Consider the following 22,889-nt stretch of genomic DNA (forward strand, 5'->3'; position numbering starts at 1 on the left):
GAATTTCCATAGAGAGGCTATATGGATAATCAATAAAAAGTCGAAGACTCCGACTGTTTTAAGACTAATGCCCTTACATAGGATGATTTCATGTCCAGCGGAAAAGCAACCTTTGTCTCTAGTTTTGAAATAAAAAATTACTTTGAATGGTGGTCAAATAATATAAGTCACCATATTGAATAATGGAAAAGTGAAGCGCCATGTCTAATTTAGACACTTCTGAGTAATTGATAATATTGATTTTCATATTCTGTCGATAACACCTGATGACGCGAACTATGCCGCGCTTACGGTTATAGAACATTTCGACATAATAAAAATATCGCTGCGCGCTGCTTCCCGTGTTCCGTAGATTTTTTACTTTATCGGTTCGCGGTTCAGGCGGCGGAATATTTCGCCCACTGCGTTGCCGTGACAGTTACCGCGACGGCTCATACTGCCCCGCAGACCGGATGGTTTCCGCAGCGACTGCCACTCATGGCTTGCGTACTGACTACCGTGATCAGAAAGAACCAGCGCCGGGTTTTAGGGATTACGCCGCCACACGGCCAGCAAAGTTATATGCAGGGCAATATCCTTTCTCATCGAGTTGTATTGACCAACTGATAACATTGTGTATGAGCAGGCCAACAATCAAAATACAACCAGCCTTTGGTGGTTCGGATGTAAACGATGTTCCTTACCCAAGATTCATCCAGTTCATTCGGTGTGAACTGCCGCTTGAGTCAGTTGAGTGCTACGATACTGGCTTCCCCTTTACTCGCTCATGGGCTTCGGTACCCGATCAGAGTCTTTATCTCTGCGCGCGTTATCAACCACCAGACCGGGTTTATCCTGCAATGTTGCCCGCTTTCTCGCAGGTCGAGTGGGATGGTGCGATAACCATAGACGTAGCCGGACTCCGGCCAGAACTTTTTTGATTTGTCCGTCAGCCTCAGAGCCGCCTGATGCTGTGGTGAATGCGGCTGCTAAAATCAGATGTAAAACCAGATCGGATGAGCATTCCCCACCCGACAGAGTAGACGAACAGGCCTGGAACAGAAGTTGTCACCGGTAAAGACGTCCATTAGTCGAACAGCTTCGTGAAGTATACCGCGGTGTTTTAATCTGTCCCGCTCGTCAGTAATCCGCTTCGGTTTATTCTGGAGTCGGCGGCTCTCGGCCTGAGCCTCCGAATGCCATTTGTTGGTGGACGAGTCCGGCCCGTGCGTCTTTATCCAGGTATAGCGACTAGGGGGAGTGAAATTGAGACGTGTTTCAATACTGGAAACAGAATGGGCACGATCAACATTCTCTTCGACTGCTTCACTTTTAAACGCTTCAGGATAACGCTTGCTGCGCATGACTTGGGGAAGGGAAGAAGAAAAGAAAAACCTGCACCTAAACAGGCCCGGCGTGCAGGTTAACTGGCGGGCCAACATCGGAAGCCTGCTAGTATACATATTTGTATGATAAATAACATAAGCAAAATCTAAACGATTTGGCAATTCATGCGATTAGCTCTCTCAGCGCAAGCGTGTGGGAAAAATAATAAGCAAAAAAGCGGTTTGCGGTGTACTGATTTATTCAGGAACGCTAAAGGTGGGGTATATCAGACTTTCAAGATAGCCGAGCAAAAGCCAAATTTCATCGCTAAAAATAAACCAGAGGCAGCCCAGCAGAATGACCGCAAGAATAATCAGCAGAAAAATTTCGGTTTTACTCATCATGCCAACCACTATTCAACGGCGCCAGGGGCCATGATAGTAGCGAAATAACGACCGAATTAGCAAACGCCGCGTTTTTCATACGGCGTCATTAGCAGCAAAATTTACTGGCCGGGGTGGGGGAGTGTCAATATTGCCACCTGCTCCTTCAGCTGATCCAGCAGCTGGAATCGCCGCCGATATTCAGCCCGTTTTTTACTGGCGATGCTCTCCAGCGATTTTCTTTCCAGACATAGCGGTAGCCGCCAGCGCCAGGGGCTTTCCGGCTGGCCGTCGATAGACTGCCAGAACTCGTCGTAGCTGGCGTGGAAATGGCGGCCCTTGCTCAGGCGATAGCGCAGGGCGCGGAACACGTGACCATTATCGCTAACGCCGTAAATGGCCGTGATTTGGCTGCGCGCGGCCAGCAGCCAGATAAACTCCAGCAGCAGGCGCTTCGGAAACAGGCCGTAGCAGGCGCGAGTTGCCTGCTTAATCACCTCATGCGAAACGTGACGTCGCGGTCCCTGCAGACCGCCGATAACCAGCTGCCAGGCATCGTCATCCCGGGTTACGCTGAAGGTGGCGCTGGCCAGCAGAGTGTGGTCGCTGTCGCGCAGCCACAGCGTGGTTTCACCCTCACGTTCGGCCTTTCCGGCTGAGGAGGCATAAAGAGTGAACTGGCTGTCGTCTTTGCCGTTTAACGTTAGCAACGGAACCTCATTGACAGCGGTCATAGCGTGCGCCAGCCGCGATCCGCGTAGAGTGTCGATATAGCAATAATGGCTTATGACCGCCGTTGCCCGCTGCCAGGCATTGAGATCGCGTGTCAGGTACTGACGATGTACTTTCCCCGGCAGCGTGGCCTGCGCGGCCAGCAACTGGTTAAAATCATCCCGGGCGCTGAGTGCTTCCAGCATAGCTTTGGTGGGGCTATAAAATAAGGCTGTGCGTAACAGAAACTTAAAACGGTAATTTTTCTGCCGCCAGATGGGGGCAGGAGTTAATCTGCCCATCACCAGATCGGCAATAAGATGCGAGCGCGGCGCTAGCACGCTGGATGAATGCAAGCTATTGTCTGTCACGATAAACACCTCGTTGTTCTTTCCTCCTATTTTAAAGCGAGCCACTGACAAGCTTAATCCTCTGGCCGACTATATTTCCCGTTTGTTTAAAATCGATTGAGGTGTAAATAAAAATCACGGGGGATTCGGCGCAATTACCTATAATTACAGCAGAGAGGTAATTATATGTATCAACGTATTAACGGCAGCGAATGGCGTAATATCTGGCTAATGGGCGATCTGCACGGATGCTTTGCGCTGCTGATGAATCGCCTGCGTCAGCTGCGCTTTGATCCTTGGGCCGATCTGCTGATCTCGGTGGGCGATCTGATCGATCGCGGACCGCAGAGCGCCGATTGTCTTGGCCTGCTGCGCTGCCGCTGGTTCAGGGCCGTTCGGGGGAATCATGAGCAGATGGCGCTGGAGGCGCTGGAGAGCGGGGATATGGCACTCTGGCAGATGAATGGCGGCGATTGGTACGCGCGAAGCCATGCACAGCAACGGGCCGACGTCGATCGGTTGCTGGCGTACTGCCAGCGGCTGCCGTTGATTATTGAAGTCGAGTGCGCAACCGTGCGGCATGTGATCGCTCATGCCGATTATCCGGCGCCGGTCTATCACTGGCAGCAGCCGGTGGATCCCCAGCGGGTATTATGGAGCCGCCACCGCCTGAGCGAACATCTGGCGGGGCGTCATGGCGCTATCGCCGGGGCTGACCATTTCTGGTTTGGTCATACGCCACTTCAGGCGCGTTATGACCACGATAACCAACACTATATTGATACAGGCGCTGTGTTTGGCGGGGCGCTGACGCTGGTGGCGCTGCAGTCGGCAGGCTAAAAGTCGCTGTATTCGCTGGCGGGTTGCCAGAAGCCATCAATAAAATCTTCTATCGGATAGCAGCCGCCGTGGCGGATCCGCTGATCCTCCATTGCCACTAAGCACTGCGTTTCCTCGCGGTAGACGTCAACCACAATGTCCTCGCAGCCGCCATCCAGATAGCAAATAAACAACACTAAGGCAAACATCCTGGCCTCATGCTCGGCTTCACATACTATTTAGTGTAGGGGATGACGGCGGGACGGGGAAATAAATAACCCGTCTCAGGCGACGGGTTCATTGGTGTCAGGCTAGGCGCATGACCCAGGCATCGGATTGGCGGTCGTAATGTTTACGGTAGAGGACGGAATGTTCGCCATTGAGAATGGCGGGAACGCTGGTATCGGCATCCCAGGCGTCAAGTTGCATACATAAATCTGGATCAGATTTGCAGGGAATGCTTAACGTTCGCTCACCCTGATGGTCACCGTGCAGTTCAGCGTCGTCTATCTCAAACGCGCCGATGCGGACATTGGTTTTACTCATCGCTTCACCCCATTTTTCAGCTGAGTTGTGGTACGACCAGTTGTGGCCGTCATTTTTCAGCGTAGTCAATGGGGCGAAAACCGCCAGTCAAAAAGTGCGCATTTTCTGCACGACGTCACACCTTGCCGGTAAAAAGTTTTCCATCGCGCACCAGCTCGCGCGGATAGCTGTTCTTCAGTCGGGAGCCGACGCGCTTCGCCAGGCCCAGCGGGACGCCCTGGAAGGTCACAATGGTTTCATCCTGCTGCGGCGGGGTCTGCGGATAGACATCGCGCCCGCGATACCACTCCTCCGCTTCATCCTGCGTCAGCTCAAAGGCACCCTGCGGCGCGGCAAAGGCGATAATCGCCTCATGCTGCCAGCGGTAACCCTTATTGTGCAGCTCCGCCAGGCGCACGCCGATGCGAGAAAAACGCACCTTGCCAAACAGAGGCTCCATCGACTGCGGAAATAGCCACAGCTCTTTATCCCGCTGCCACAGCGTATGGCTTGCATCCCATTCCAGCCCAACAGCCCTGGCGGCGGTAGTCGCCGCGGCAGCTTCCCGCCCTTTTAGCGGAACAAACGGGAATTTGCCGACCTTATAGCCTGGCGCCGGGAGCGGATCGATCGCCGCCGTTTTGCGCAGCCGCGCGACAAAGAAGCCTTCGCAATCGTAGATTTGCGGAAAGACGTGCAGAAAACCTTCAGCAGTTAAAGCGTCGACCGCGCCGGGAAACAGCTCTCCCAGCGGCTGGATCTCCACCGCCTGCGGATAGCGGGACAGCAGCCACTCAATGACTGATTGATTTTCTTCGCAATTCAGGGTGCAGGTGGAATACACCAGCGTCCCGCCAGGGCGCAGAGCATGGAAGGCGCTGTCGATAAGCTCGCGCTGGGTGGCGGCGATGTCGAGGTTACTCTCCGGCGACCAGTTTTTCAGCGCGTCAGCGTCTTTACGTACCACGCCTTCGCCGGAGCAGGGGGCATCAAGCAGGATGGCGTCAAAGGCTTCGGGCAAGGCCGCGCCGAACACCCGACCGTCGAAATGGGTCAGGGCGACGTTGCTGATGCCGCAGCGGCTAATGTTGGCATGCAGCACTTTCACCCGGCTGGCAGAGAATTCATTGGCGAGAATGCCGCCGGCGTTGCGCATTCTGGCGGCAATTTGGGTCGTCTTTGACCCTGGGGCGGCGGCAACGTCCATTACCCGACCGGGCTGCTCATTATCGGCGAACAGGGCGGCGACCGGCAGCATCGAACTGGCTTCCTGAATATAGAACAGACCGCTGAGATGTTCGGCAGTACTGCCCAGCGGCAGCGCGTCGTCATCCTCTCGCTCGATCCAGAATCCTTCTGCGCACCAGGGCACCGGCGTGAGCTGCCAGCCATAGGGGGCGACCAGAGAGAGGAAATCATCGACGCTGATTTTCAGCGTATTAACGCGAATACTGCGGCGTAGCGGGCGCTGACAGGCGGCGATAAAGTCGTCGAACGAGAGATGCGCTGGCATGGCCGCGCGCATTTGAGCGAGAAACGCTTCAGGGAAATAGACAGTATTTTCAGCCACAGGCAGCGCACCACAGAAAAAAAGGGTGCGTAGTTTAGCATAAACGCCCCGGTGCGGGACACCGGGGCGTGCGTTTGGTCATCTTCCCGCCTCCGGATATGGCCGGGGCGGGAGAAGGGGAGAGGGCATTACTGTGGCAAGGCAGTGCCCCATTCCCGCCACTCTTTCGGCTCGCTCTCCTGCAGCAGGAAATGCTTGCCATCCTGGGCCTTCGGCGCCAACGGCGTCCCCGGCGGTGTGGCAAAGGCGATCCCGCCGCGGATAAACTGATTGAAGGTGCCGGTTTTCACTACCCCGCCAATCAGACCGAAGTCGAGGCTGTAACCTGAGGCCAGCCAGAACACCGAGTTATTGCGTACCAGGTACTGGTAGCGCTTACTGATGCGCAGTTTCACCATCACCCGGTCAGACATCGAGCCCAGCGACAGTCCGGTGACCGTTCCCACTTCCAGCCCGCGGAACAGAACTGGCGTACCGATGCCGAGCGAACCGGCTTCTGGGGCTTCCACCACGATGTTCAGACCGTCGATATAACGCGAATCGCTAATCGTCGTATCCTGGATCTCAAAATCCCGTCGTGCCGGGCCGCGGCCGGGCTCCACGTTGATATAGGACTGGAACAGGGTGTCCAGATGCTCGACGCCCGCGGCGGAGATTTGCGGCGTGATCACTGAGAAGCGGGTCCCGGCGCGGGCGAAGGTGCCAACGTATTCCGGATAGAGCACCGCTTTCGCCTGTACCTCGTTTTTGGCGGTGATAAGCTCCAACGACTGGATCTGACCGATATCAATGCCAAGGTAACGAATCGGCATCCCGGCCGCCATTTTCCCGGCGTCGAATGCATGCAGGGTGATCTGGCCGCCCACCGCGCGCGCCGCCGTTTCAGATGCATAAAGGATACGTTTGTTGTTCAACCGCGCGTTAGCGCTACTGCCGTTGAGGTTATCAAAACTGATGGCCCCTTTAATGGCGCGCGCCAGCGGCGAGGCCTGCACGGTGAGTCCGTTACCGTCAAGTTTGACCTTCGCACCGCCTTCCGCCCAGAAGACGCTGTTGTTGGTCAGCAGGTAGCGGTACTCCGGCTTGATATGCAGATCGATATCGAATGCATCCTTGCGTGGTTTCACAGCGATGATCTCGCCGACGGCAAATTTACGATACAGCACCACCGAACCGGCCTGAACATCAGGCAGGGTTTCCGCAGTGAGGCTTAACGTGGTGGTCGGTACTTCGCTCAGACTGTTTTCCTGCGCCTTTTCGAGGTTAGCGTACAGCGGATAACTGCTCTGCATTTCGCCTTTTTCACCCGGGATCACCCGAATTCCGCCGTTAATCCACTCGCTGGCGCTGGCGCCCAGCACCTGGACACCGTCGAGCCCCACTTTGACATCCAGACGACTATTCACCACAAACTTGCTGTCGCCGCGAATAAGATCGCGGTACTCCGGGGCAATGGCCACCTGGAAAGTTACCCCTTTGGCCGTCAGTTTACGCTCCAGCACCTGGCCGACCTTTACTCCGTGCAGCACCAGCGGCTGACCGCCATCGATGCCGTAGCTCTCCGGCGCCCAAAGTGTGACAGTGGCAACGTTGGGCTCATCCAGCAGCGCTTTATCCGCCGGCATCACCGAGAAATGATTGCGTGGCTCGCCTTCGCCGGGCACCAGCTCAAAGGTATTGCCGGTGAGCAGGGCACTGACGCTGGGGTTGTCGAGGGAGAGCTTCGGCTTCTTCATCTGAATCAACGTTTTTTCCCGCAGCAGCGTCACCACGCTCGGGTCGACGGTCATCTCGCCAGTGACTTTGCCGCCGGGATTAAGATTCAGTTTGCTTAACTGGCCCACTTCCAGCCCCTGATACATCAGCGGCGTCGAGCCCGCTTTCAGGCCATCGCCGTCAGGCAGATCCAAAGTGACCACCACGCCGCGCTGGCTGTGCGCCAGATCTTCGTACAGGTGATATTCATCATTTTGCGAGGCGACCTGCGAGTCGCCGGGAGAGTCAAAGGCGATAGCACCGTTCACCAGCGCGGACAGGTTTTCCAGCTGCACTTTGGCCCCGCTCAGGCCGACATCGGCCTTGACACCGGAGACGTTCCAGAAGCGGCTGCCTTTTTTCACCAGGTTGGTAAACCGGCGCTCGATCAGCACATCAATGGTCACCCCCTGATTATTGGCATTCAGGGTGTAGTCATACACCCGCCCGACCGGGATCTTGCGGAAATAAACCAGCGAGCCGCTGTTCAGAGAGCCAAGATCCGGCGCCTGCAGATGGATCATCAGCTCGCCGTTGTTGATGCGGTATTTCGGCTGGGTATCGAGGGCGACGAAGTGATCTTCGGGCTCACCTTTGCCCGGCATCATGCCGATGTAGTTCCCGCCCACCAGCGCATCAAGGCCCGATACGCCAGCCAAAGAGGCTTTCGGCGTGACCAGCCAGAACTGGGTCTCCTTGCGCAGCGCATCTTTCATATCGCGTTTGATGCTGGCCGAAACCTCAATCTTACTCAGATCCTTACTGAGGCTAATATCCTGGACGGTGCCGACCTCAACCCCCTGATAGCGGATCGGCGTCCGTCCCGGCACGATGCCGTTCGCGGACTGGAAATCAATCGTAATCGTCGAACCGCGGTCGTCAAAGCTGGTCCAGATAAGCCAGGCGGCAATCAGCAGCGCGATGACCGGCAGCAGCCAAAATGGCGAAATACGGCGTTTGGTTTTTATTCTGGCTTCAGTCTGCGAAGCGGGCGTTTCCTGACTCATGTGCGTCCCAAAGTAAGCGGCTGTCCAGCCATTCAACTGCAAGAATAGTTAAAATTACCGCGCCGCCAAAGTAAACCGCAGCCGGCCCCATGGTGAAGGCGAGGAGCTGATCGCGATTTATTAGCGACATGGTGAGTGAGATAACAAACAGATCCAGCATCGACCAACGGCCAATCCAGGTGATTAGCCGCAGCAGCAGGATGCGGGTGCGCAGGCCCTGCTCGCACTTGAATTGTATGCTGACCAGCAGGGTAAATAACACTATAACTTTGGTGAATGGCACCAAAATACTGGCGATGAACACCACGCCGGCAATGGCGACATTGCTGCTGGCCAGGGAGATAATCCCGGAAAGGATTGTGTCGTCCTGGCGTGCGCCATTGACATAAATGATGGAGATGGGCAGCAGGTTGGCGGGCAAGAGGAAAATCAGCGAGGCTATCAGCGCCGCCCAGCTGCGCTGCAAGCTCTGAGGCCGGCGATGATGCAGCGGCGTGTGGCAGCGCCGACAGCGGCCGCGCGCGTCGCGATAGCCGGTGTAGTGGCAGCCGGTGCACACCTGCAGATTATTATCGGCGCGGGTCGCCGGACGCTCGGGATAGAAACGCTCCCATAGCTCTTCGACGTTCATATGAATAAGCGTCAGGATGCTCAGCAGTGTCAGGGAGATAAACGCCACCAGGCCGATGCCCGGCTGGAGGAAGGCGTAATCCTGCACCTTGATGGAGGCGACGCCGATGCCCACCAGATAGATATCCAGCATCACCCACTCTTTGAGCTTGCCGAGCATCAGCAACACCGGGCGTAGGTTCATTCCCAACACGTTGCCCAGCCAGAGATAGCTGATGGAGACGACCAGCAGCACTGGCGCGACCACCGCGCAAAATAGCACCATGGCGGCGGTAATAGGGTCGCCCTGCGCGGTCATCTGCCAGATCCCCTGCAGGACGTTGGCATCAATGCGCATCCCCAGCAGGTGCAGGCGCAGCAGAGGTTCGGACCAGGCAAAAGGCATTAACAACAGCATCGCGAGGGCCATGCTGCCCAGACGCGTGAGTGACCAGTCGCGGCCATCTCGCACCTTTGCGTGACAGCGTGGACACCAGGCGCTTTGGTTGCGTTTGAGCACCGGTAGGCGAAAGAGCATGTCACACTGGGTACAGCGCTGATAATGCGTATAGGGAAGCGGCGTGCTGATGGTATGCACAACCATCTTATTCGCAGGTTTCAGAGTGGATGTTTTTATCGGCATTTATTACGTACAGGAATGAATGTATCTAACTATCTTAACCTATGAATGAATTCATCTTGAGCCCAAGCGCATTTAATGCTTATTTTAGTAGGCTGTACGTATCAGGCAGTAAGACAACAAAGTGAAGATATAATGAGCAAAACAGAATTTTACGCGGATCTGAACCGCGATTTCCAGGCATTAATGGCAGGTGAAACCAGTTTTCTGGCGATGATCGCCAATACCAGCGCGCTGCTGTTTGAGCGGCTGACCGAGGTCAACTGGGCCGGTTTTTATCTTCTGGAAGGCGATACCCTGGTACTGGGGCCATTCCAGGGCAAACTGGCCTGTGTGCGGATCCCGGTCGGGCGCGGCGTGTGCGGCGCGGCGGTGGCCCAAGGCCAGGTCCAGCGCGTCGAGGACGTCCACGCCTTTGACGGCCACATTGCCTGCGATGCCGCCAGTAATTCGGAAATTGTCTTCCCTCTGCGCGTTAACGACCAGATTATCGGCGTGCTGGATATCGACAGTCCGGTGTACAGCCGCTTCACTGCTGAAGATGAGCAGGGTCTGAGCACGCTGGTCGCGCAACTGGAAAAACTTATCGCGGCCACGGATTATCAAAAAATCTTTACCCGTGTCGTGGGATAATCAACGGATAACGTAGCATTTAGCGAGGACGTCATTATAATGTCGCCTGTTCATGCCTGCGGCTTGTTGGCTACGTCCGTTGTAATCAGGAAATTTCATGGAAAATCAACCTAAGTTGAATAGCAGTAAAGAAGTTATCGCCTTTCTGGCCGAACGTTTCCCGCAGTGCTTTAGCGCTGAAGGTGAAGCGCGCCCCCTGAAAATCGGAATTTTTCAGGATCTCGTTGAGCGAGTGGGTGGTGAGATGAATCTCAGCAAAACCCAGCTTCGCGCTGCATTACGTCTCTACACGTCCAGCTGGCGTTATTTGTACGGCGTAAAAGCCGGCGCTATCCGCGTCGATCTCGATGGCAATCCGTGCGGCGAACTGGAAGAACAGCACATTGCCCATGCGCGCCAGCAGCTGGAAGAAGCGAAAGCTCGCGTTCAGGCGCAGCGCGCTGCCCAGCAGGCGAAAAAACGCGAAGCCGCCGCGGCCGCAGGCCAGCAGGATGAAGGTGTTCGCCGCGAGCGTAAACCGCGTCCTCAGCAGCCGCGTCGTAAAGAAGGTGCTGAACAGCGTAAACCGCGCCCTGTTGCGGCCAAAGCCCCACGTGAAGAGCGTCTTACTCCGGTATCGGATGTTTCCGTTCTGACCGTCGGCCAGGCGCTGAAGGTGAAAGCAGGCAATAACGCAATGGACGCCACCGTTCTGGAAATCACCAAAGATGGCGTTCGTGTACAGCTGACTTCTGGTATGTCAATGATTGTACGCGCAGAACACCTGGTGTTCTGAAACGGAGGCCGGGCCAGGCATGAACACATTTTTTAAAATCACCGCGCTTGCGGGCCTGCTGGTAATAGCAGGCCAGGCTTTCGCTGTTGATGACATAACCCGCGCAGATCAAATCCCCGTGCTGAAAGAAGAGCCGCAGCACGCGACGGTAAGCGAGCGCGTGACGTCGCGCTTTACCCGCTCTCACTACCGTCAGTTTGATCTCGACAACGCCTTCTCGGCAAAGATTTTTGACCGATATTTGAACCTGCTGGATTACAGCCACAATGTGCTGCTGGCCAGTGATGTGGCGAAGTTTGCGGCTAAAAAAGAGCAAATCGGCGACGAACTGCGCACCGGGAAACTGGACGTCTTCTACGACCTCTACAACCTGGGGCAGCAGCGTCGCTTCGAGCGCTATCAGTATGCGCTGAAGGTGCTGGAACGTCCGATGGACTTTACCGGCAACGACAATTTCAATCTTGACCGTTCCAAAGCGCCGTGGCCAAAAGACGAGGCCGAGCTGAATAAGTTGTGGGACGCTAAGGTTAAATTTGACCAGTTAAGCCTGAAGCTGGCGGGTAAAGACGATAAAGAGATCCGCGACACCTTAACCCGTCGCTATAAGTTTGCGATCCGTCGTCTGGCGCAAACCAACAGCGAAGATGTCTTCTCGCTGGCGATGACCGCCTTCGCTCGCGAAATCGACCCGCACACCAACTACCTGTCGCCGCGCAATACCGAGCAGTTCAATACCGAGATGAGCCTCTCTCTTGAGGGGATCGGCGCCGTGCTGCAAATGGATGATGACTACACCGTCATTAATTCTCTGGTGGCGGGCGGTCCGGCCGCGAAGAGCAAAGCGATCAGCGTCGGCGATCGCATCGTTGGCGTTGGCCAGACCGGGAAGCCGATGGTTGATGTTATCGGCTGGCGTCTGGATGACGTCGTGGCGCTGATTAAAGGGCCGAAGGGCAGCAAGGTTCGCCTTGAAATCCTGCCGGCCGGTAAAGGAGCCAAGACGCGTATCGTCACCCTGACCCGCGAACGCATCCGTCTGGAAGATCGCGCGGTGAAGATGTCGGTGAAAACCGTCGGTAAAGAAAAAGTCGGCGTGCTGGATATTCCGGGCTTTTACGTTGGCCTGACCGATGACGTGAAAGTGCAGCTGCAGAAGCTGGAAAAGCAGAACGTCAGCAGCATCGTCATCGACCTGCGCAGCAACGGCGGCGGGGCGCTGACCGAGGCGGTATCGCTCTCGGGGCTGTTTATTCCGTCCGGCCCGGTGGTGCAGGTGCGGGATAACAATGGCAAGGTGCGCGAAGACAGCGACAACGATGGCGTGGTCTATTACAAAGGGCCGCTGGTGGTGCTGGTTGACCGCTTTAGCGCCTCGGCGTCTGAAATCTTCGCCGCGGCGATGCAGGATTATGGCCGCGCGCTGATCGTTGGCGAACCGACCTTTGGTAAAGGGACTGTACAGCAGTATCGCTCGTTGAATCGCATCTACGATCAGATGCTGCGTCCGGACTGGCCGGCGTTAGGCTCCGTCCAGTACACCATCCAGAAGTTCTACCGGATTAACGGCGGCAGTACCCAGCGCAAAGGCGTGACGCCGGATATCATGATGCCAACCGGCAATGAAGATCGCGAAACCGGCGAGCAGTATGAAGACAACGCTCTGCCGTGGGACAGTATCAATGCGGCCACCTATGTGAAGTCCGGAGATCTGACCCCGTTTGGACCGGAGCTGCTCAAGCGCCACGACGAGCGCATTGCGCAGGATCCGGAGTTCCAGTACATCATGAAGGATATTGCCCGTTATAACGCGATGAAAGACAAGCGTAACATCGTCTCTCTGAACTACGCCCAGCGTGAGAAAGAGAACGAAGAGGATGATGCGATTCGTCTGGCGCGGATTAACGATCGCCTGAAACGCGAAGGCAAACCGCCATTGAAAAAACTGGACGATCTGCCGAAGGATTATCAGGAACCGGACCCGTATCTTGATGAAACGGTCCACATCGCGGTCGACCTGGCGCATCTTGAAAAAGCGCGCCCGGCAGTAGAACCGCCGGCCAGTAAATAAGTCGCTAACGGGCACCTCAGAAGGTGCCCGTTTTTTTTCGAGCTTTGTCATCGCCATTCAGCTCAGCTAACAAAATGTCAACCTGATCAGCCGCTGTCAGCAAGATGCTACAAAATGTAAAGTTGTGTTTTTATCGTGACTTAGCGGGGGTTGATGGTTGAAAATTGCAGCCTGACCCATACGATGTGGGTAATCGCATAGTGCGTTTTGTTAAATTGAGGTAAAAAGAAAATTATGATGCGAATCGCGCTTTTCCTGCTGACGAACCTGGCAGTGATGGTCGTGTTCGGGCTGGTGTTAAGCCTCACGGGGATCCAATCCAGCAGCATGACCGGTCTGTTGATCATGGCCCTGCTGTTCGGCTTCGGTGGTTCTATCGTTTCGCTGATGATGTCGAAGTGGATGGCGCTGAAGTCTGTGGGTGGGGAAGTGATCGAGCAGCCGCGTAACGAAACGGAACGCTGGCTGATGAACACCGTTGCACAACAGGCGCAGCAGGCGGGTATTGCCATGCCGCAGGTGGCTATTTATCACGCGCCGGATATCAATGCCTTCGCCACCGGCGCGCGTCGCGACGCCTCGCTTGTCGCCGTCAGCACCGGGCTGCTACAAAACATGAGCCGTGATGAAGCGGAAGCGGTTATTGCCCATGAAATCAGCCACATTGCCAATGGCGACATGGTGACCATGACGCTGATTCAGGGGGTGGTAAACACCTTCGTTATCTTTATCTCGCGTGTTATTGCGCAGATTGCGGCCGGTTTCCTCGGCGGCAACCGGGAAGATGAAGGGGAGAGCAGCAATGGTAACCCGCTGATCTACTTCGCCGTCGCCACGGTGCTGGAGCTGGTGTTCGGTATTCTGGCGAGCATTATCACCATGTGGTTCTCGCGTTACCGTGAGTTCCATGCTGACGCCGGCTCGGCGCGCCTGGTGGGCCGCGAGAAGATGATTGCTGCCCTGCAGCGTCTGAAAACCAGCTATGAGCCGCAGGAAGCCAGCAGCATGATGGCGTTCTGCATCAACGGTAAAGCGAAATCCATGAGCGAGCTGTTTATGACTCACCCGCCGCTGGATAAGCGTATTGAAGCCCTGCGTAGCGGTGAGTATCTGAAGTAATTCGTCATCTGACGCTGAAAACAAAAATCCGCAGCCCTCACGCTGCGGATTTTTTTTGCTGCCCGTCAGGCGGCGCGCGGCTGGGTGACGCGCAGACCGCTAATCAATGCGGCAACGGTAGCCAGGATACCGGCCAGCAGCAGGGCGGTATGGGTACCGCTGTTGCCGAGCAGGTTGAACAGCAGCGCGACCAGCGCCGCGCCGGTGCTCTGGCCGAGGAGGCGAGCGGTACCCAGCATCCCGCTGGCACCGCCGCTACGGTGGCTCGGAGCCGAGGCAACGATGGTATGGTTGTTCGGCGACTGAAACAGCCCGAAGCCGGCGCCGCACAGCGCCATGCGCCAGATGATATCCAGATCGGATGGTGATGACGGCAGCAGCGCCAGACCAAACAGGCCGCAGGCCATAATCAGCAGACCGATGGCTCCCAGCAGCCCCGCATGGCACTTCTCAATCAAATAGCCAGCCAGCGGCGCCATTACCATGGTCGCCAGCGGCCACGGCGTCAGCAGCAGACCGGTCTCCACTTCGCTGCGCCCCATCATCGACTGCAGGAAGAAGGGTAGGGAGACCATCGCCAGCATCTGCGCGCAGAAGGAGCAGATGGAGGTGCAGATAGACAGGGAGAAGAGCGGGATGCGCAGCAGGTCGACCGGCAGCAGCGGGACGGGCATTTTGAGCTGGCGGCGAACGAAGAAAAAGCCCACCACCAGCATGGCCGCCACCTCCGCCAGCACCAGTTGCGTGGACTGCCCCTGGGCGAAACCGCTCAGGGCGGTGATCAGCAGCCCGAAGGTGAGGGCGTTCATGATGGCGCTGGGCAGATCGAAGCGGATGATTTTGCTGCGGGCGCTGTTGGGCGGCAGAAAGCGCATTGCCAGGACAAAAGCGACAATCCCGAGCGGGACGTTAATTAAAAACAGCCATTGCCATGAGGCAAGGGAGAGGATCGCCGCGGCGATAGTCGGGCCAGCTGCCGAAGAAACAGCGACCACAAAGGAGTTAATGCCCATGCCGCGACCAAGAAAGCGCTGTGGATAAATCAGGCGGATCAGCGCAGTGTTGACGCTCATCAGCGCGGCGCCGCCCAGCCCCTGAGCGACGCGGGCGAAGGTCAGCATTTCGAGGCTGCGCGATAGCGCGCAGGCCAGTGAGGTAAAGATAAACACCACCAGGCCTATCTTGTAAATGCGACGATAGCCGACCATGTCGCCGAGAAAAGAGAGCGGCAGCAGGGCGATGACAATGGCGATCTGGTAGGCGTTGACGATCCAGATTGACGCCGCCGGTGAGGCATTGAGATCGCTGGCGATAGTCGGCAGCGCGACGTTGGCGATAGCCCCGTCGAGCACGGCCATGGTCAGCCCAAGCACGATGGTCAGAATGGCGCCATAGCGTTGCGGCAACGGCACGCCATCAGAAGAATTTTTATCCATGGTGAAAATGAGTCTTAAATGAAACGGTTTTTTGATTGATGAGTTTAGCATTGATTAATCCGCAGTATGTCGCAGATTTGTAACGAAGTGGCAGAAGAATGATTGCGGCGCAGAGGCAGCGAATTTATAATAAAAACCGGTTCTAAATTTTATAAAACAGTTACGACGAGGTGATAAATGGCAGGTGCGGATTTGGATAAACAGCCAGATTCTGTCTCTTCGGTATTAAAGGTTTTTGGCATCTTACAGGCGCTGGGTGAAGAGCGTGAAATTGGCATTACCGAACTGTCCCAACGCGTCATGATGTCAAAAAGCACCGTTTATCGCTTTTTACAGACCATGAAATCACTGGGCTATGTGGCACAGGAAGGGGAGTCGGAGAAATACTCCCTCACCCTCAAGCTGTTCGAGCTGGGTGCCCGCGCGCTGCAGAACGTCGATCTGGTGCGCAGCGCGGATATTCAGATGCGCGAACTCTCGCGACTGACGAAAGAGACTATTCACCTCGGCGCGCTGGATGAAGATAGCATTGTCTACATCCACAAGATTGACTCGATGTACAACCTGCGGATGTACTCGCGCATTGGCCGTCGCAACCCCCTATACAGTACCGCGATCGGCAAAGTACTGCTGGCCTGGCGCGATCGTAGTGAAGTTGAGCAGATCCTCGAGGGCGTGGAGTATAAGCGCAGCACCGAGCGGACGATTACCAGCACGGAGGCGCTGCTTAAGGTGCTGGATGGCGTGCGCGAGCAGGGTTACGGCGAAGATAACGAAGAGCAGGAAGAGGGGCTACGCTGCATTGGTGTGCCGGTATTCGACCGTTTTGGCGTGGTCATCGCCGGGTTGAGTATCTCTTTCCCAACGCTGCGTTTTTCAGAAGAACGTTTGCATGAATATGTGGCGATGTTGCACCAGGCGGCGCGCAAGATTTCTGAACAAATGGGATACAACGACTACCCGTTTTGACGCGACAGCGTAAGCCTGTGGCGACCGCGATGCTCTCTCGTGGTCGCCAGCGCAGTCTTAGCCGTTATCAACCACGGTTGCGCTTTTACGCAGCAGTGGACAGCTGCTGACACCGATCACGCCACTGTTGGAATGAACATAAAGTGCGGTGCTGACGCCACGAGCGGTAAGATATTGACACTTCAGTCCCAACCCTCCGACATTTTCTTCACTGTGGAATAATACGCCATAGCCGCTCAATAATACGCCAATCCATAAGATAACCACCACGACAATAGTACGAATGATTAATCGCATTGATGCCTCGTTATTTGTATGATCCTTGCTGTGATTGTGACATGAACACGTTTTGAAACAAGTCGATGATTCCTAAACTTGCCTTTCGTAATACAGTTAGCCGCGGTTTAAGAAGGCCGTGTTATCCTGGCAACATAAAGTACTGATGCGGAGAGTGGAGTGAAAAAATTACGGTGGGTTTTACTGATAGTCATCATAGCAGGCTGCCTGTTGTTGTGGACTCAGATGCTTAACGTAATGTGCGACCAGGATGTACAGTTTTTCAGCGGCATTTGCACTATCAATAAATTTATCCCGTGGTAAGACATTTTTCTGACGACTGATTTCCTTCTGCGACATGGGTGGTAGAATGAACGCCTTCTCTTTGAGGTGGTGAAATGAGTGAGTTACTAAATTCTGGGATCGTAAATCTGGCATCGCTGGCTGTCTCCGTGATGCTGCTCCTTGTCGGTCTGTTGTTATGGTTCTTCGTCAACCGAGCCAGTTCGCGAGCGAACGAGCAGATAGCGCTGCTGCAGGCGCTGCTGGATCAGCAAAAGCGGCAGAATGCGCTGTTACGTCGTCTTTGCGAGGCTAATGCACCGGAAAAAGAAGACGTTGCTGAGCCGACCGTTGCCGGTAAGGCAAAAGCGGACGATGAATTTATTCGTCTGGTCGCAGAACGCTAAGGAGCTCGACAGGTGTGCATCATAAGATGCGCACCTGCATGATAGCTGGCAGTAATATCTTATTCTTATTCCATTATTCCTTTTCCCGCGCATTATTTTCTTTTTTACACGCTGTAAATAAAGTCCTCTCCGTCGCACTTATTGTCGGGCTCGTGACACTGTCATCATTTTTTCATTATTAACGTGCAGAATTAGCACTATTTTTAGTACGGCGACTAACAGATTTTATTATCACTACACTAACGCGGCTTTAGCGATTTTTCGTCTGCAGTTATAACGAATAATGCGCATCACTATTCATCATTGTTCTCGCGGTGACATCGGCATGGCAGTTCGTATACGGACATACCTGGACGAAGCGAAGTTGTTGAGCTATGGTAAAAAAGTTGCAGTAATGAGGCAGCACAGTGGCGATATTGGCTTATGCTATAGCGCCTTGCCAGGGGCGGCAAAGACGCATAAATGTGCAGGCGATCAAATGATTACCTTATAATTTGTGCGAACGATCGAGACACGTTTAAAAATGGCTTGCCATTATTTACGTAGTGTGTGATAACACGTTTCGGGTTAAACGAGGTACAGTTCTGTTTATGTGTGGCATTTTCAGTAAAGAAGTCCTGAGTAAACACGATGTCGTTGAATACCGCTTCTCTGCCGAACCTTAAATTAGTGCCTCATGCAGTTATGTGTCAGTTTTATCTAGGTAAACGCCAGCAGGCGAAGAAAACAGTCTAAGGAATTTTGCAAATGGCAAAGATTAAAGGTCAAGTTAAGTGGTTCAACGAGTCTAAAGGTTTTGGTTTCATTACTCCGGCTGATGGCAGCAAAGACGTGTTCGTACACTTCTCCGCTATCCAGGGTAACGGCTTCAAAACTCTGGCTGAAGGCCAGAACGTTGAGTTCGAAATTCAGGACGGCCAGAAAGGTCCGGCTGCAGTTAACGTAACTGCTATCTGATACAAGACCACTCTTCTTGTATAAAAGCCTCGCCTGCGCGGGGCTTTTGCGTTTTTATTGCAAAGCATGTCATTTTCCCCCCTCTCGTCGCGCCTTGTTGCAAATACTCAACTTTATTAGCATTGTGTAGCAGTCTGTTTTGCTAATTTTCTGTTAAATCAGTTGGTTGCAAAACAATGCCGGAGCTAAGGTGCTAAAGAAAAAAACGAAGTCCACGGCCAACTTTACCCCGATTCGCTTCGGGTTACTGTGTGTGGCTATTCTCGGTTGTCTGGGCCTGCTGCTGGTCCGCGTGGGCTGGCTACAGATAGTTTCCCCCGATAACCTTGTGAAACAAGAAGATATGCGATCGCTGCGCGAAGAGCCGATTGCGGTTGAGCGGGGCATGATCAGCGATCGCGAGGGGCGACCCCTGGCGGTGAGCGTTCCGGTCAGCGCTATCTGGATTGACCCGCAGACCACCATGGAGAAGGGCGGTGTGGGCTATGGGCCTCGCTGGCAGGCGATGGCCGAAGCGCTGCACCTCAACCTCGGAGAACTGGCCCGGCGGGTACAGAGTCATCCCCACGCTCGTTTTCTCTATCTGGCGCGCCAGATCAATCCCGAGCAGGCCGAGTGGATTGATAAACTGCATCTGCCAGGCGTCTATCTCCGCGATGAATCGCGACGTTTCTATCCAGCTGGCCATGTGGCTGCCAATCTGCTGGGTTTTACTAACGTCGATAATCAGGGCATCGAAGGGGTGGAGAAAAGCTTTAACGCCCAGCTGACCGGAAAACCCGGGCGACGTCTGGTGCGTAAAGACAAACATGGCAATGTCATTGAGAATATTACCGAAGTGCCGCCGGTACCGGCGCATAATCTGCAGCTGAGTATTGATGAACGCCTGCAGACGGTGACGGAAGACGCCCTCGACAACGCCGTCCGCTGGAACAAAGCGGAGTCCGGGGCGGCAGTATTGATCAAAATTGATACCGGCGAGATCCTGGCGATGGCCAACTATCCGGATTTCAATCCGAATAACCGCGATACGGCTACGCTGGATGATTTCCGCAACCGCGCCATCAGCGATACCTTCGAACCGGGGTCGACCGTCAAACCGCTGGTGATCATGACCGCGCTACAGCAAGGTATCGTCCAGCCGGACAGCGTGGTGGACACGCATCCCTTTGTTCTCGATGGCCATCGCATCCGCGACGTCGGCTATTATCCCGAGCTGACGCTGACCGGGATCCTGCAGAAGTCCAGCGATACAGGTGTGTCGCATCTCTCGCTCGCCATGCCGGTACAGCATCTGATCGATACCTACAAAGCTTTCGGCTTCGGTGAGTCGACAGGGCTAGGGTTAACGGGTGAAAGCGCGGGGCTGATGCCCCAGCGCCGCTACTGGGGGCAACTGGATCGTGCCACCTTTGCCTTCGGCTATGGTTTGATGGTCACGCCGCTCCAGCTGGCGCATGTCTATGCTACCATCGGCGGCTTCGGTATTGAACGGCCGTTGTCGATTACCCGTATCGACCCGCCGGTAATGGGCACGCGCGTGATGCCGGAAAACATTGTTCACAGCGTAGAGCACATGATGGAGAGCGTGGCGCTCCCGGGCGGGGGAGGAACCAAAGCGGCGGTGCGTGACTATCGAGTGGCGGTAAAAACCGGGACGGCGAAGAAAATCGGCCCGGACGGCAAATATATCGATAAGTATGTGGCCTATACCGCCGGCGTGGCGCCCGCCAGTCGTCCACAGTTCGCGCTGGTGGTGGTGATGAACGATCCGAGCAATGGTTCCTACTATGGCGGGGCCGTTTCCGCCCCGGTGTTCAGCCAGATCATGGGCGATGTTCTGCGGCTGGAGAATGTCATGCCGGACGGTATGCCGCAGGGGGCGGAGAATCTGATCGTAATGCACGATAGCCACCCACAGGGGCCGGCGCTGTAACAGTGGTCTGCAGGGGCGAATAGCGCTACACTTTCGCCCTTTCAGCGACACTGGAGCCGTCATGTCATACAGTTGCCCCCTTTGCCACGCGCCGCTCAGCCTTAGCGACCATCACTATTCCTGCCCACAGCGGCACCAGTTCGACCTGGCGAAAGAGGGGTACGTTAATCTGCTCCCGGTACAGTTCAAAAGGTCGCGCGATCCTGGCGACAGCGCCGAGATGATGCAGGCTCGCCGGGCGTTTCTTGACGCCGGGCATTACCAGCCTCTCCGAGACGCGATCGCTGAACGGCTGCGGCACTACGCCCCGGCGGACTTACTGGATATAGGCTGTGGCGAAGGATATTACACCCACGCGTTTGCCGCCATCGCCGGCCGCAGCTGGGGCCTGGATGTATCGAAGCCGGCGATCCGCGCGGCGGCAAAACGCTACCCGCAGGTGAATTTCTGCGTGGCCTCCAGCCAGCGGCTGCCGTTTTCCGACGCTAGCTTCGACGCGGTAGTACGCATTTACGCGCCCTGCAACGCCGATGAACTGGCGCGGGTGGTGCGTCCCGGCGGTTGGGTGATCACCGCCACGCCGGGTCCCCGCCACTTACTGGAGCTGAAAGGGCTGATTTACGATGAAGTTCGCCTGCATGAGCTGAAGACGGAAGCGATGCCGGGGTTCCGCCTGGAGGCACAGGAGCAACTGGCCTATCCTATGACGCTGACCGGTGATGAAGCGCAGGCGCTACTGCAGATGACGCCGTTCGCATGGCGGGCCAAGCCCGAGGTGCACGCCGCGCTGCGTCAGCAGGAGACGTTTGGCTGCCAGACCGATTTCATGATCCATTGCTGGCAGCGAGAGGTGTAAGGCTTAACCGGCGAAATGGCTCCAGAGGATTTCACTGCCGATGCCAATCAGCACAATACCGCCGAGGATTTCGGCCCGTTTACCCAACAGCGGGCCAATAAAGCGGCCAACCATAATCCCCAGCGTTGACATAAGAAACGTCGCGCAGCCGATCGCCAGCGCGGTGGTCACGATGCTGACCTGCAGAAAGGCCAGACCGACGCCGACGGCCATAGCGTCGAGGCTGGTGGCAAAGGCGGTGGTGACCAGTAACCAGAAGCCATGGCGGCGGGGCGCCTCGCATGCCTCGTCGCTGTCGCCACGGAAACCTTCGACGATCATTCTACCGCCGAGAAACACCAGCAGAATAAAGGCAATCCAGTGATTCCACTCGAGGACAAACTGGCTGGCCAGCATGCCGAGACCCCAGCCGACCAGCGGGGTCAGGGTTTCAATGACGCCAAAAATCAGCCCGGTGCGTACAGCTTCTGAGAATTTGGGTTTATGCAGGGTGGCGCCTTTGCCGATAGAGGCCGCGAAGGCGTCCATGGACATGCCGAAAGCGAGAAGAATGGTAGCGGATAAATTCATATGCGTGTCCTGACCGGGGATAATCCATATGACACATCGCTGCCCCCAGTAAACATACGCGGAGCCGCTCAATGGCTGAGCAATACGTACAGCAGTGATGTATCTATGGTCTCGCCTGATTGAAACACTTCAACCCGTACGTGCCACGTTTTGCAACGAGTATGTTGACACGTACATTTCCTGGCGGGCAGGAAATTGGCTACTCCCCAACGACGGGCGCAACCTTAACATATTTTTAGAATATAAAACAATAACAGAAGACGGCTATTTTAATAACCAAATGATAACGATTTTCATTTGAATTTATAAGTAAATTAATAGTTAATAAAATGGATGAAGATGGATGGGGAATATAGCCAAAGCTATATAATTCCCCGCAGAAAAAAATCAGAAAAATATAGCGCTGGCTATATTTTTAACCTATTGAGTTGAAACGAGAAGTTTGTAAATTTTCTCCAGATCGTCGATATTTCGTACGCGTATCAGCAGCCGCCGTTGCTCTAATTGCATCACCAGTACGCCGTCTTCGGATAAATTCATCTCTTTAATCCGTTGATATTCTATCCACACGTTGGCGAAGAAAAATCCACGCGGTTTAAAAATGATTTTCGGTGTGCGGATCCAGAATAAATAGAAACCCATCAGCGCCAGCGCAGATAATAGCCAGGTGGTGAGGAGCGTGCCATGCTGGGTAATGTTGTTATAGATCAGAATGGCAATGAGGCCGACAAAGATCATGCCGTCAACCCGGCTGCGGCGAAGCAGGGGGACCGCCAGCAGCACCGGGCCGTTGCGCCTCGGCATAATAAATTGGTCGTACACAGCGTAGGCCAGTAGCGCAAGGATAAACAGGATGATCACCAGGTCCGTGAAGGTCATTGCTTTGCGTTTCTCCTGATAAAAAAAAGCCGGGGGCAAGCCCCCGGCGTAC

At 55.1% G+C, this 22,889-nt stretch carries 22 protein-coding genes and 2 pseudogenes; 12 read left to right on the forward strand and 12 right to left on the reverse strand.

Annotation, left to right across the window (positions count from 1 at the left end):
- Positions 1-209: 209 nt before the first annotated feature.
- From LGL98_RS09130 to LGL98_RS09140, 3 genes and pseudogenes are all read right to left on the reverse strand, one after another.
- Positions 210-1,343, reverse strand: a pseudogene (locus tag LGL98_RS09130) (IS3 family transposase).
- Between the two features lie 219 nt (positions 1,344-1,562).
- A complete protein-coding gene (locus tag LGL98_RS09135) occupies positions 1,563-1,706 on the reverse strand; it encodes an Ecr family regulatory small membrane protein (RefSeq protein ID WP_168435244.1) in 144 nt (47 codons plus the stop codon).
- A gap of 104 nt (positions 1,707-1,810) precedes the next feature.
- Complete coding sequence (locus tag LGL98_RS09140; RefSeq protein WP_168435239.1) at positions 1,811-2,779, reverse strand: VirK/YbjX family protein; 969 nt, start codon at positions 2,777-2,779, stop codon at positions 1,811-1,813.
- Positions 2,780-2,935: 156 nt separating this feature from the next.
- On the opposite strand from LGL98_RS09140, the gene pphA reads away from it, so the two are divergent.
- Positions 2,936-3,589, forward strand: a complete 654-nt coding sequence (gene pphA, locus LGL98_RS09145) for a protein-serine/threonine phosphatase (protein WP_136030196.1) — start codon at positions 2,936-2,938, stop codon at positions 3,587-3,589.
- Here the strand turns inward: pphA and LGL98_RS09150 are convergent.
- The 5 genes from LGL98_RS09150 to yebS all read right to left on the reverse strand — a co-directional run bounded on the left by LGL98_RS09150 (position 3,586) and on the right by yebS (position 9,677).
- Positions 3,586-3,777, reverse strand: coding sequence for a YdfD/YebW family protein (locus tag LGL98_RS09150; RefSeq protein ID WP_002911395.1), 192 nt, complete (start codon positions 3,775-3,777; stop codon positions 3,586-3,588). The two genes, pphA and LGL98_RS09150, sit on opposite strands and share 4 nt — an antisense overlap.
- 97 nt (positions 3,778-3,874) lie before the next feature.
- Positions 3,875-4,114 (reverse strand): YebV family protein, encoded by a 240-nt coding sequence (locus LGL98_RS09155; RefSeq protein WP_025711080.1) that lies wholly within the window; start codon positions 4,112-4,114, stop codon positions 3,875-3,877.
- Positions 4,115-4,229: 115 nt separating this feature from the next.
- Entirely contained in the window at positions 4,230-5,663 is a 1,434-nt protein-coding gene (gene rsmF / locus LGL98_RS09160) for a 16S rRNA (cytosine(1407)-C(5))-methyltransferase RsmF (protein ID WP_136030198.1), read from the reverse strand.
- A 128-nt stretch (positions 5,664-5,791) separates the two neighbouring features.
- A complete protein-coding gene (locus tag LGL98_RS09165; RefSeq protein WP_136030200.1) occupies positions 5,792-8,425 on the reverse strand; it encodes a PqiB family protein in 2,634 nt (877 codons plus the stop codon).
- The gene (gene yebS / locus LGL98_RS09170; protein WP_136030202.1) at positions 8,394-9,677 is read right to left on the reverse strand and encodes a membrane integrity lipid transport subunit YebS; all 1,284 of its coding nucleotides are present in this window, start codon (positions 9,675-9,677) and stop codon (positions 8,394-8,396) included. Before yebS ends, LGL98_RS09165 begins: the two co-directional genes overlap by 32 nt.
- A 132-nt stretch (positions 9,678-9,809) precedes the next feature.
- Between yebS and LGL98_RS09175 the strand changes: the two genes are divergently transcribed.
- From LGL98_RS09175 to htpX, 4 genes are all read left to right on the forward strand, one after another.
- Positions 9,810-10,307 (forward strand): GAF domain-containing protein, encoded by a 498-nt coding sequence (locus LGL98_RS09175; RefSeq protein WP_136030204.1) that lies wholly within the window; start codon positions 9,810-9,812, stop codon positions 10,305-10,307.
- A 97-nt stretch (positions 10,308-10,404) separates the two neighbouring features.
- Positions 10,405-11,082: an RNA chaperone ProQ gene (gene proQ / locus LGL98_RS09180; RefSeq protein WP_002911385.1), complete on the forward strand. Its 678-nt coding sequence runs from the start codon at positions 10,405-10,407 to the stop codon at positions 11,080-11,082.
- A gap of 19 nt (positions 11,083-11,101) precedes the next feature.
- On the forward strand, positions 11,102-13,150 hold the full coding sequence (gene prc, locus LGL98_RS09185; protein WP_136030206.1) for a carboxy terminal-processing peptidase: 2,049 nt from the start codon (positions 11,102-11,104) through the stop codon (positions 13,148-13,150).
- A 234-nt stretch (positions 13,151-13,384) separates the two neighbouring features.
- A complete protein-coding gene (htpX, locus tag LGL98_RS09190) occupies positions 13,385-14,269 on the forward strand; it encodes a protease HtpX (RefSeq protein WP_004203371.1) in 885 nt (294 codons plus the stop codon).
- Between the two features lie 65 nt (positions 14,270-14,334).
- Here htpX and LGL98_RS09195 read toward each other — a convergent pair whose 3' ends face one another.
- A complete protein-coding gene (locus tag LGL98_RS09195; protein WP_136030311.1) occupies positions 14,335-15,705 on the reverse strand; it encodes an MFS transporter in 1,371 nt (456 codons plus the stop codon).
- Between the two features lie 177 nt (positions 15,706-15,882).
- Between LGL98_RS09195 and kdgR the strand changes: the two genes are divergently transcribed.
- A complete protein-coding gene (kdgR, locus tag LGL98_RS09200; protein WP_008804282.1) occupies positions 15,883-16,674 on the forward strand; it encodes a DNA-binding transcriptional regulator KdgR in 792 nt (263 codons plus the stop codon).
- 57 nt (positions 16,675-16,731) lie between these two features.
- Here the strand turns inward: kdgR and LGL98_RS09205 are convergent, their stop codons facing one another.
- The gene (locus LGL98_RS09205; RefSeq protein WP_136030208.1) at positions 16,732-16,971 is read right to left on the reverse strand and encodes a YobH family protein; all 240 of its coding nucleotides are present in this window, start codon (positions 16,969-16,971) and stop codon (positions 16,732-16,734) included.
- A gap of 159 nt (positions 16,972-17,130) precedes the next feature.
- Here LGL98_RS09205 and mgrB point away from each other — a divergent pair, with 159 nt between their 5' ends.
- From mgrB to rlmA, 6 genes and pseudogenes are all read left to right on the forward strand, one after another.
- Positions 17,131-17,274, forward strand: coding sequence for a PhoP/PhoQ regulatory lipoprotein MgrB (gene mgrB / locus LGL98_RS09210; RefSeq protein WP_002911375.1), 144 nt, complete (start codon positions 17,131-17,133; stop codon positions 17,272-17,274).
- A gap of 74 nt (positions 17,275-17,348) precedes the next feature.
- Positions 17,349-17,639, forward strand: a complete 291-nt coding sequence (locus tag LGL98_RS09215; RefSeq protein ID WP_136030210.1) for a YebO family protein — start codon at positions 17,349-17,351, stop codon at positions 17,637-17,639.
- Between the two features lie 590 nt (positions 17,640-18,229).
- Positions 18,230-18,301 (forward strand): annotated as a pseudogene (locus tag LGL98_RS09220) (DUF2627 domain-containing protein); the annotation flags it as partial.
- A gap of 85 nt (positions 18,302-18,386) precedes the next feature.
- Positions 18,387-18,596, forward strand: a complete 210-nt coding sequence (gene cspE, locus LGL98_RS09225; protein ID WP_001062678.1) for a transcription antiterminator/RNA stability regulator CspE — start codon at positions 18,387-18,389, stop codon at positions 18,594-18,596.
- Between the two features lie 190 nt (positions 18,597-18,786).
- A complete protein-coding gene (ftsI, locus tag LGL98_RS09230) occupies positions 18,787-20,532 on the forward strand; it encodes a peptidoglycan glycosyltransferase FtsI (RefSeq protein ID WP_136030212.1) in 1,746 nt (581 codons plus the stop codon).
- Between the two features lie 61 nt (positions 20,533-20,593).
- Positions 20,594-21,388 (forward strand): 23S rRNA (guanine(745)-N(1))-methyltransferase, encoded by a 795-nt coding sequence (gene rlmA / locus LGL98_RS09235; protein WP_136030214.1) that lies wholly within the window; start codon positions 20,594-20,596, stop codon positions 21,386-21,388.
- 3 nt (positions 21,389-21,391) lie between these two features.
- On the opposite strand, the gene mntP is transcribed toward rlmA, so the two are convergent.
- Together mntP and LGL98_RS09245 are read right to left on the reverse strand one after the other, a co-directional pair.
- On the reverse strand, positions 21,392-21,958 hold the full coding sequence (gene mntP, locus LGL98_RS09240) for a manganese efflux pump MntP (RefSeq protein ID WP_025711067.1): 567 nt from the start codon (positions 21,956-21,958) through the stop codon (positions 21,392-21,394).
- 420 nt (positions 21,959-22,378) lie between these two features.
- Complete coding sequence (locus tag LGL98_RS09245) at positions 22,379-22,837, reverse strand: DUF986 family protein (RefSeq protein WP_136030216.1); 459 nt, start codon at positions 22,835-22,837, stop codon at positions 22,379-22,381.
- Between the last annotated feature and the right edge of the window lie 52 nt (positions 22,838-22,889).

The sequence above is a fragment of the Klebsiella africana genome (genome assembly GCF_020526085.1).
Classification (GTDB): Bacteria; Pseudomonadota; Gammaproteobacteria; order Enterobacterales; family Enterobacteriaceae; genus Klebsiella; species Klebsiella africana.

What these genes read in the sequence shown, in the direction of transcription:
- LGL98_RS09135 (WP_168435244.1), bottom strand. Translation starts at nt 1,706, where the DNA reads ATGAGTAAAACCGAAATTTTTCTGCTGATTATTCTTGCGGTCATTCTG.
- pphA (WP_136030196.1), top strand. Translation starts at nt 2,936, where the DNA reads ATGTATCAACGTATTAACGGCAGCGAATGGCGTAATATCTGGCTAATG.
- LGL98_RS09150 (WP_002911395.1), bottom strand. Translation starts at nt 3,777, where the DNA reads ATGTTTGCCTTAGTGTTGTTTATTTGCTATCTGGATGGCGGCTGCGAG.
- LGL98_RS09155 (WP_025711080.1), bottom strand. Translation starts at nt 4,114, where the DNA reads ATGAGTAAAACCAATGTCCGCATCGGCGCGTTTGAGATAGACGACGCT.
- LGL98_RS09165 (WP_136030200.1), bottom strand. Translation starts at nt 8,425, where the DNA reads ATGAGTCAGGAAACGCCCGCTTCGCAGACTGAAGCCAGAATAAAAACC.
- yebS (WP_136030202.1), bottom strand. Translation starts at nt 9,677, where the DNA reads ATGCCGATAAAAACATCCACTCTGAAACCTGCGAATAAGATGGTTGTG.
- LGL98_RS09175 (WP_136030204.1), top strand. Translation starts at nt 9,810, where the DNA reads ATGAGCAAAACAGAATTTTACGCGGATCTGAACCGCGATTTCCAGGCA.
- proQ (WP_002911385.1), top strand. Translation starts at nt 10,405, where the DNA reads ATGGAAAATCAACCTAAGTTGAATAGCAGTAAAGAAGTTATCGCCTTT.
- prc (WP_136030206.1), top strand. Translation starts at nt 11,102, where the DNA reads ATGAACACATTTTTTAAAATCACCGCGCTTGCGGGCCTGCTGGTAATA.
- htpX (WP_004203371.1), top strand. Translation starts at nt 13,385, where the DNA reads ATGATGCGAATCGCGCTTTTCCTGCTGACGAACCTGGCAGTGATGGTC.
- LGL98_RS09195 (WP_136030311.1), bottom strand. Translation starts at nt 15,705, where the DNA reads ATGGATAAAAATTCTTCTGATGGCGTGCCGTTGCCGCAACGCTATGGC.
- kdgR (WP_008804282.1), top strand. Translation starts at nt 15,883, where the DNA reads ATGGCAGGTGCGGATTTGGATAAACAGCCAGATTCTGTCTCTTCGGTA.
- LGL98_RS09205 (WP_136030208.1), bottom strand. Translation starts at nt 16,971, where the DNA reads ATGCGATTAATCATTCGTACTATTGTCGTGGTGGTTATCTTATGGATT.
- LGL98_RS09215 (WP_136030210.1), top strand. Translation starts at nt 17,349, where the DNA reads ATGAGTGAGTTACTAAATTCTGGGATCGTAAATCTGGCATCGCTGGCT.
- cspE (WP_001062678.1), top strand. Translation starts at nt 18,387, where the DNA reads ATGGCAAAGATTAAAGGTCAAGTTAAGTGGTTCAACGAGTCTAAAGGT.
- rlmA (WP_136030214.1), top strand. Translation starts at nt 20,594, where the DNA reads ATGTCATACAGTTGCCCCCTTTGCCACGCGCCGCTCAGCCTTAGCGAC.
- mntP (WP_025711067.1), bottom strand. Translation starts at nt 21,958, where the DNA reads ATGAATTTATCCGCTACCATTCTTCTCGCTTTCGGCATGTCCATGGAC.
- LGL98_RS09245 (WP_136030216.1), bottom strand. Translation starts at nt 22,837, where the DNA reads ATGACCTTCACGGACCTGGTGATCATCCTGTTTATCCTTGCGCTACTG.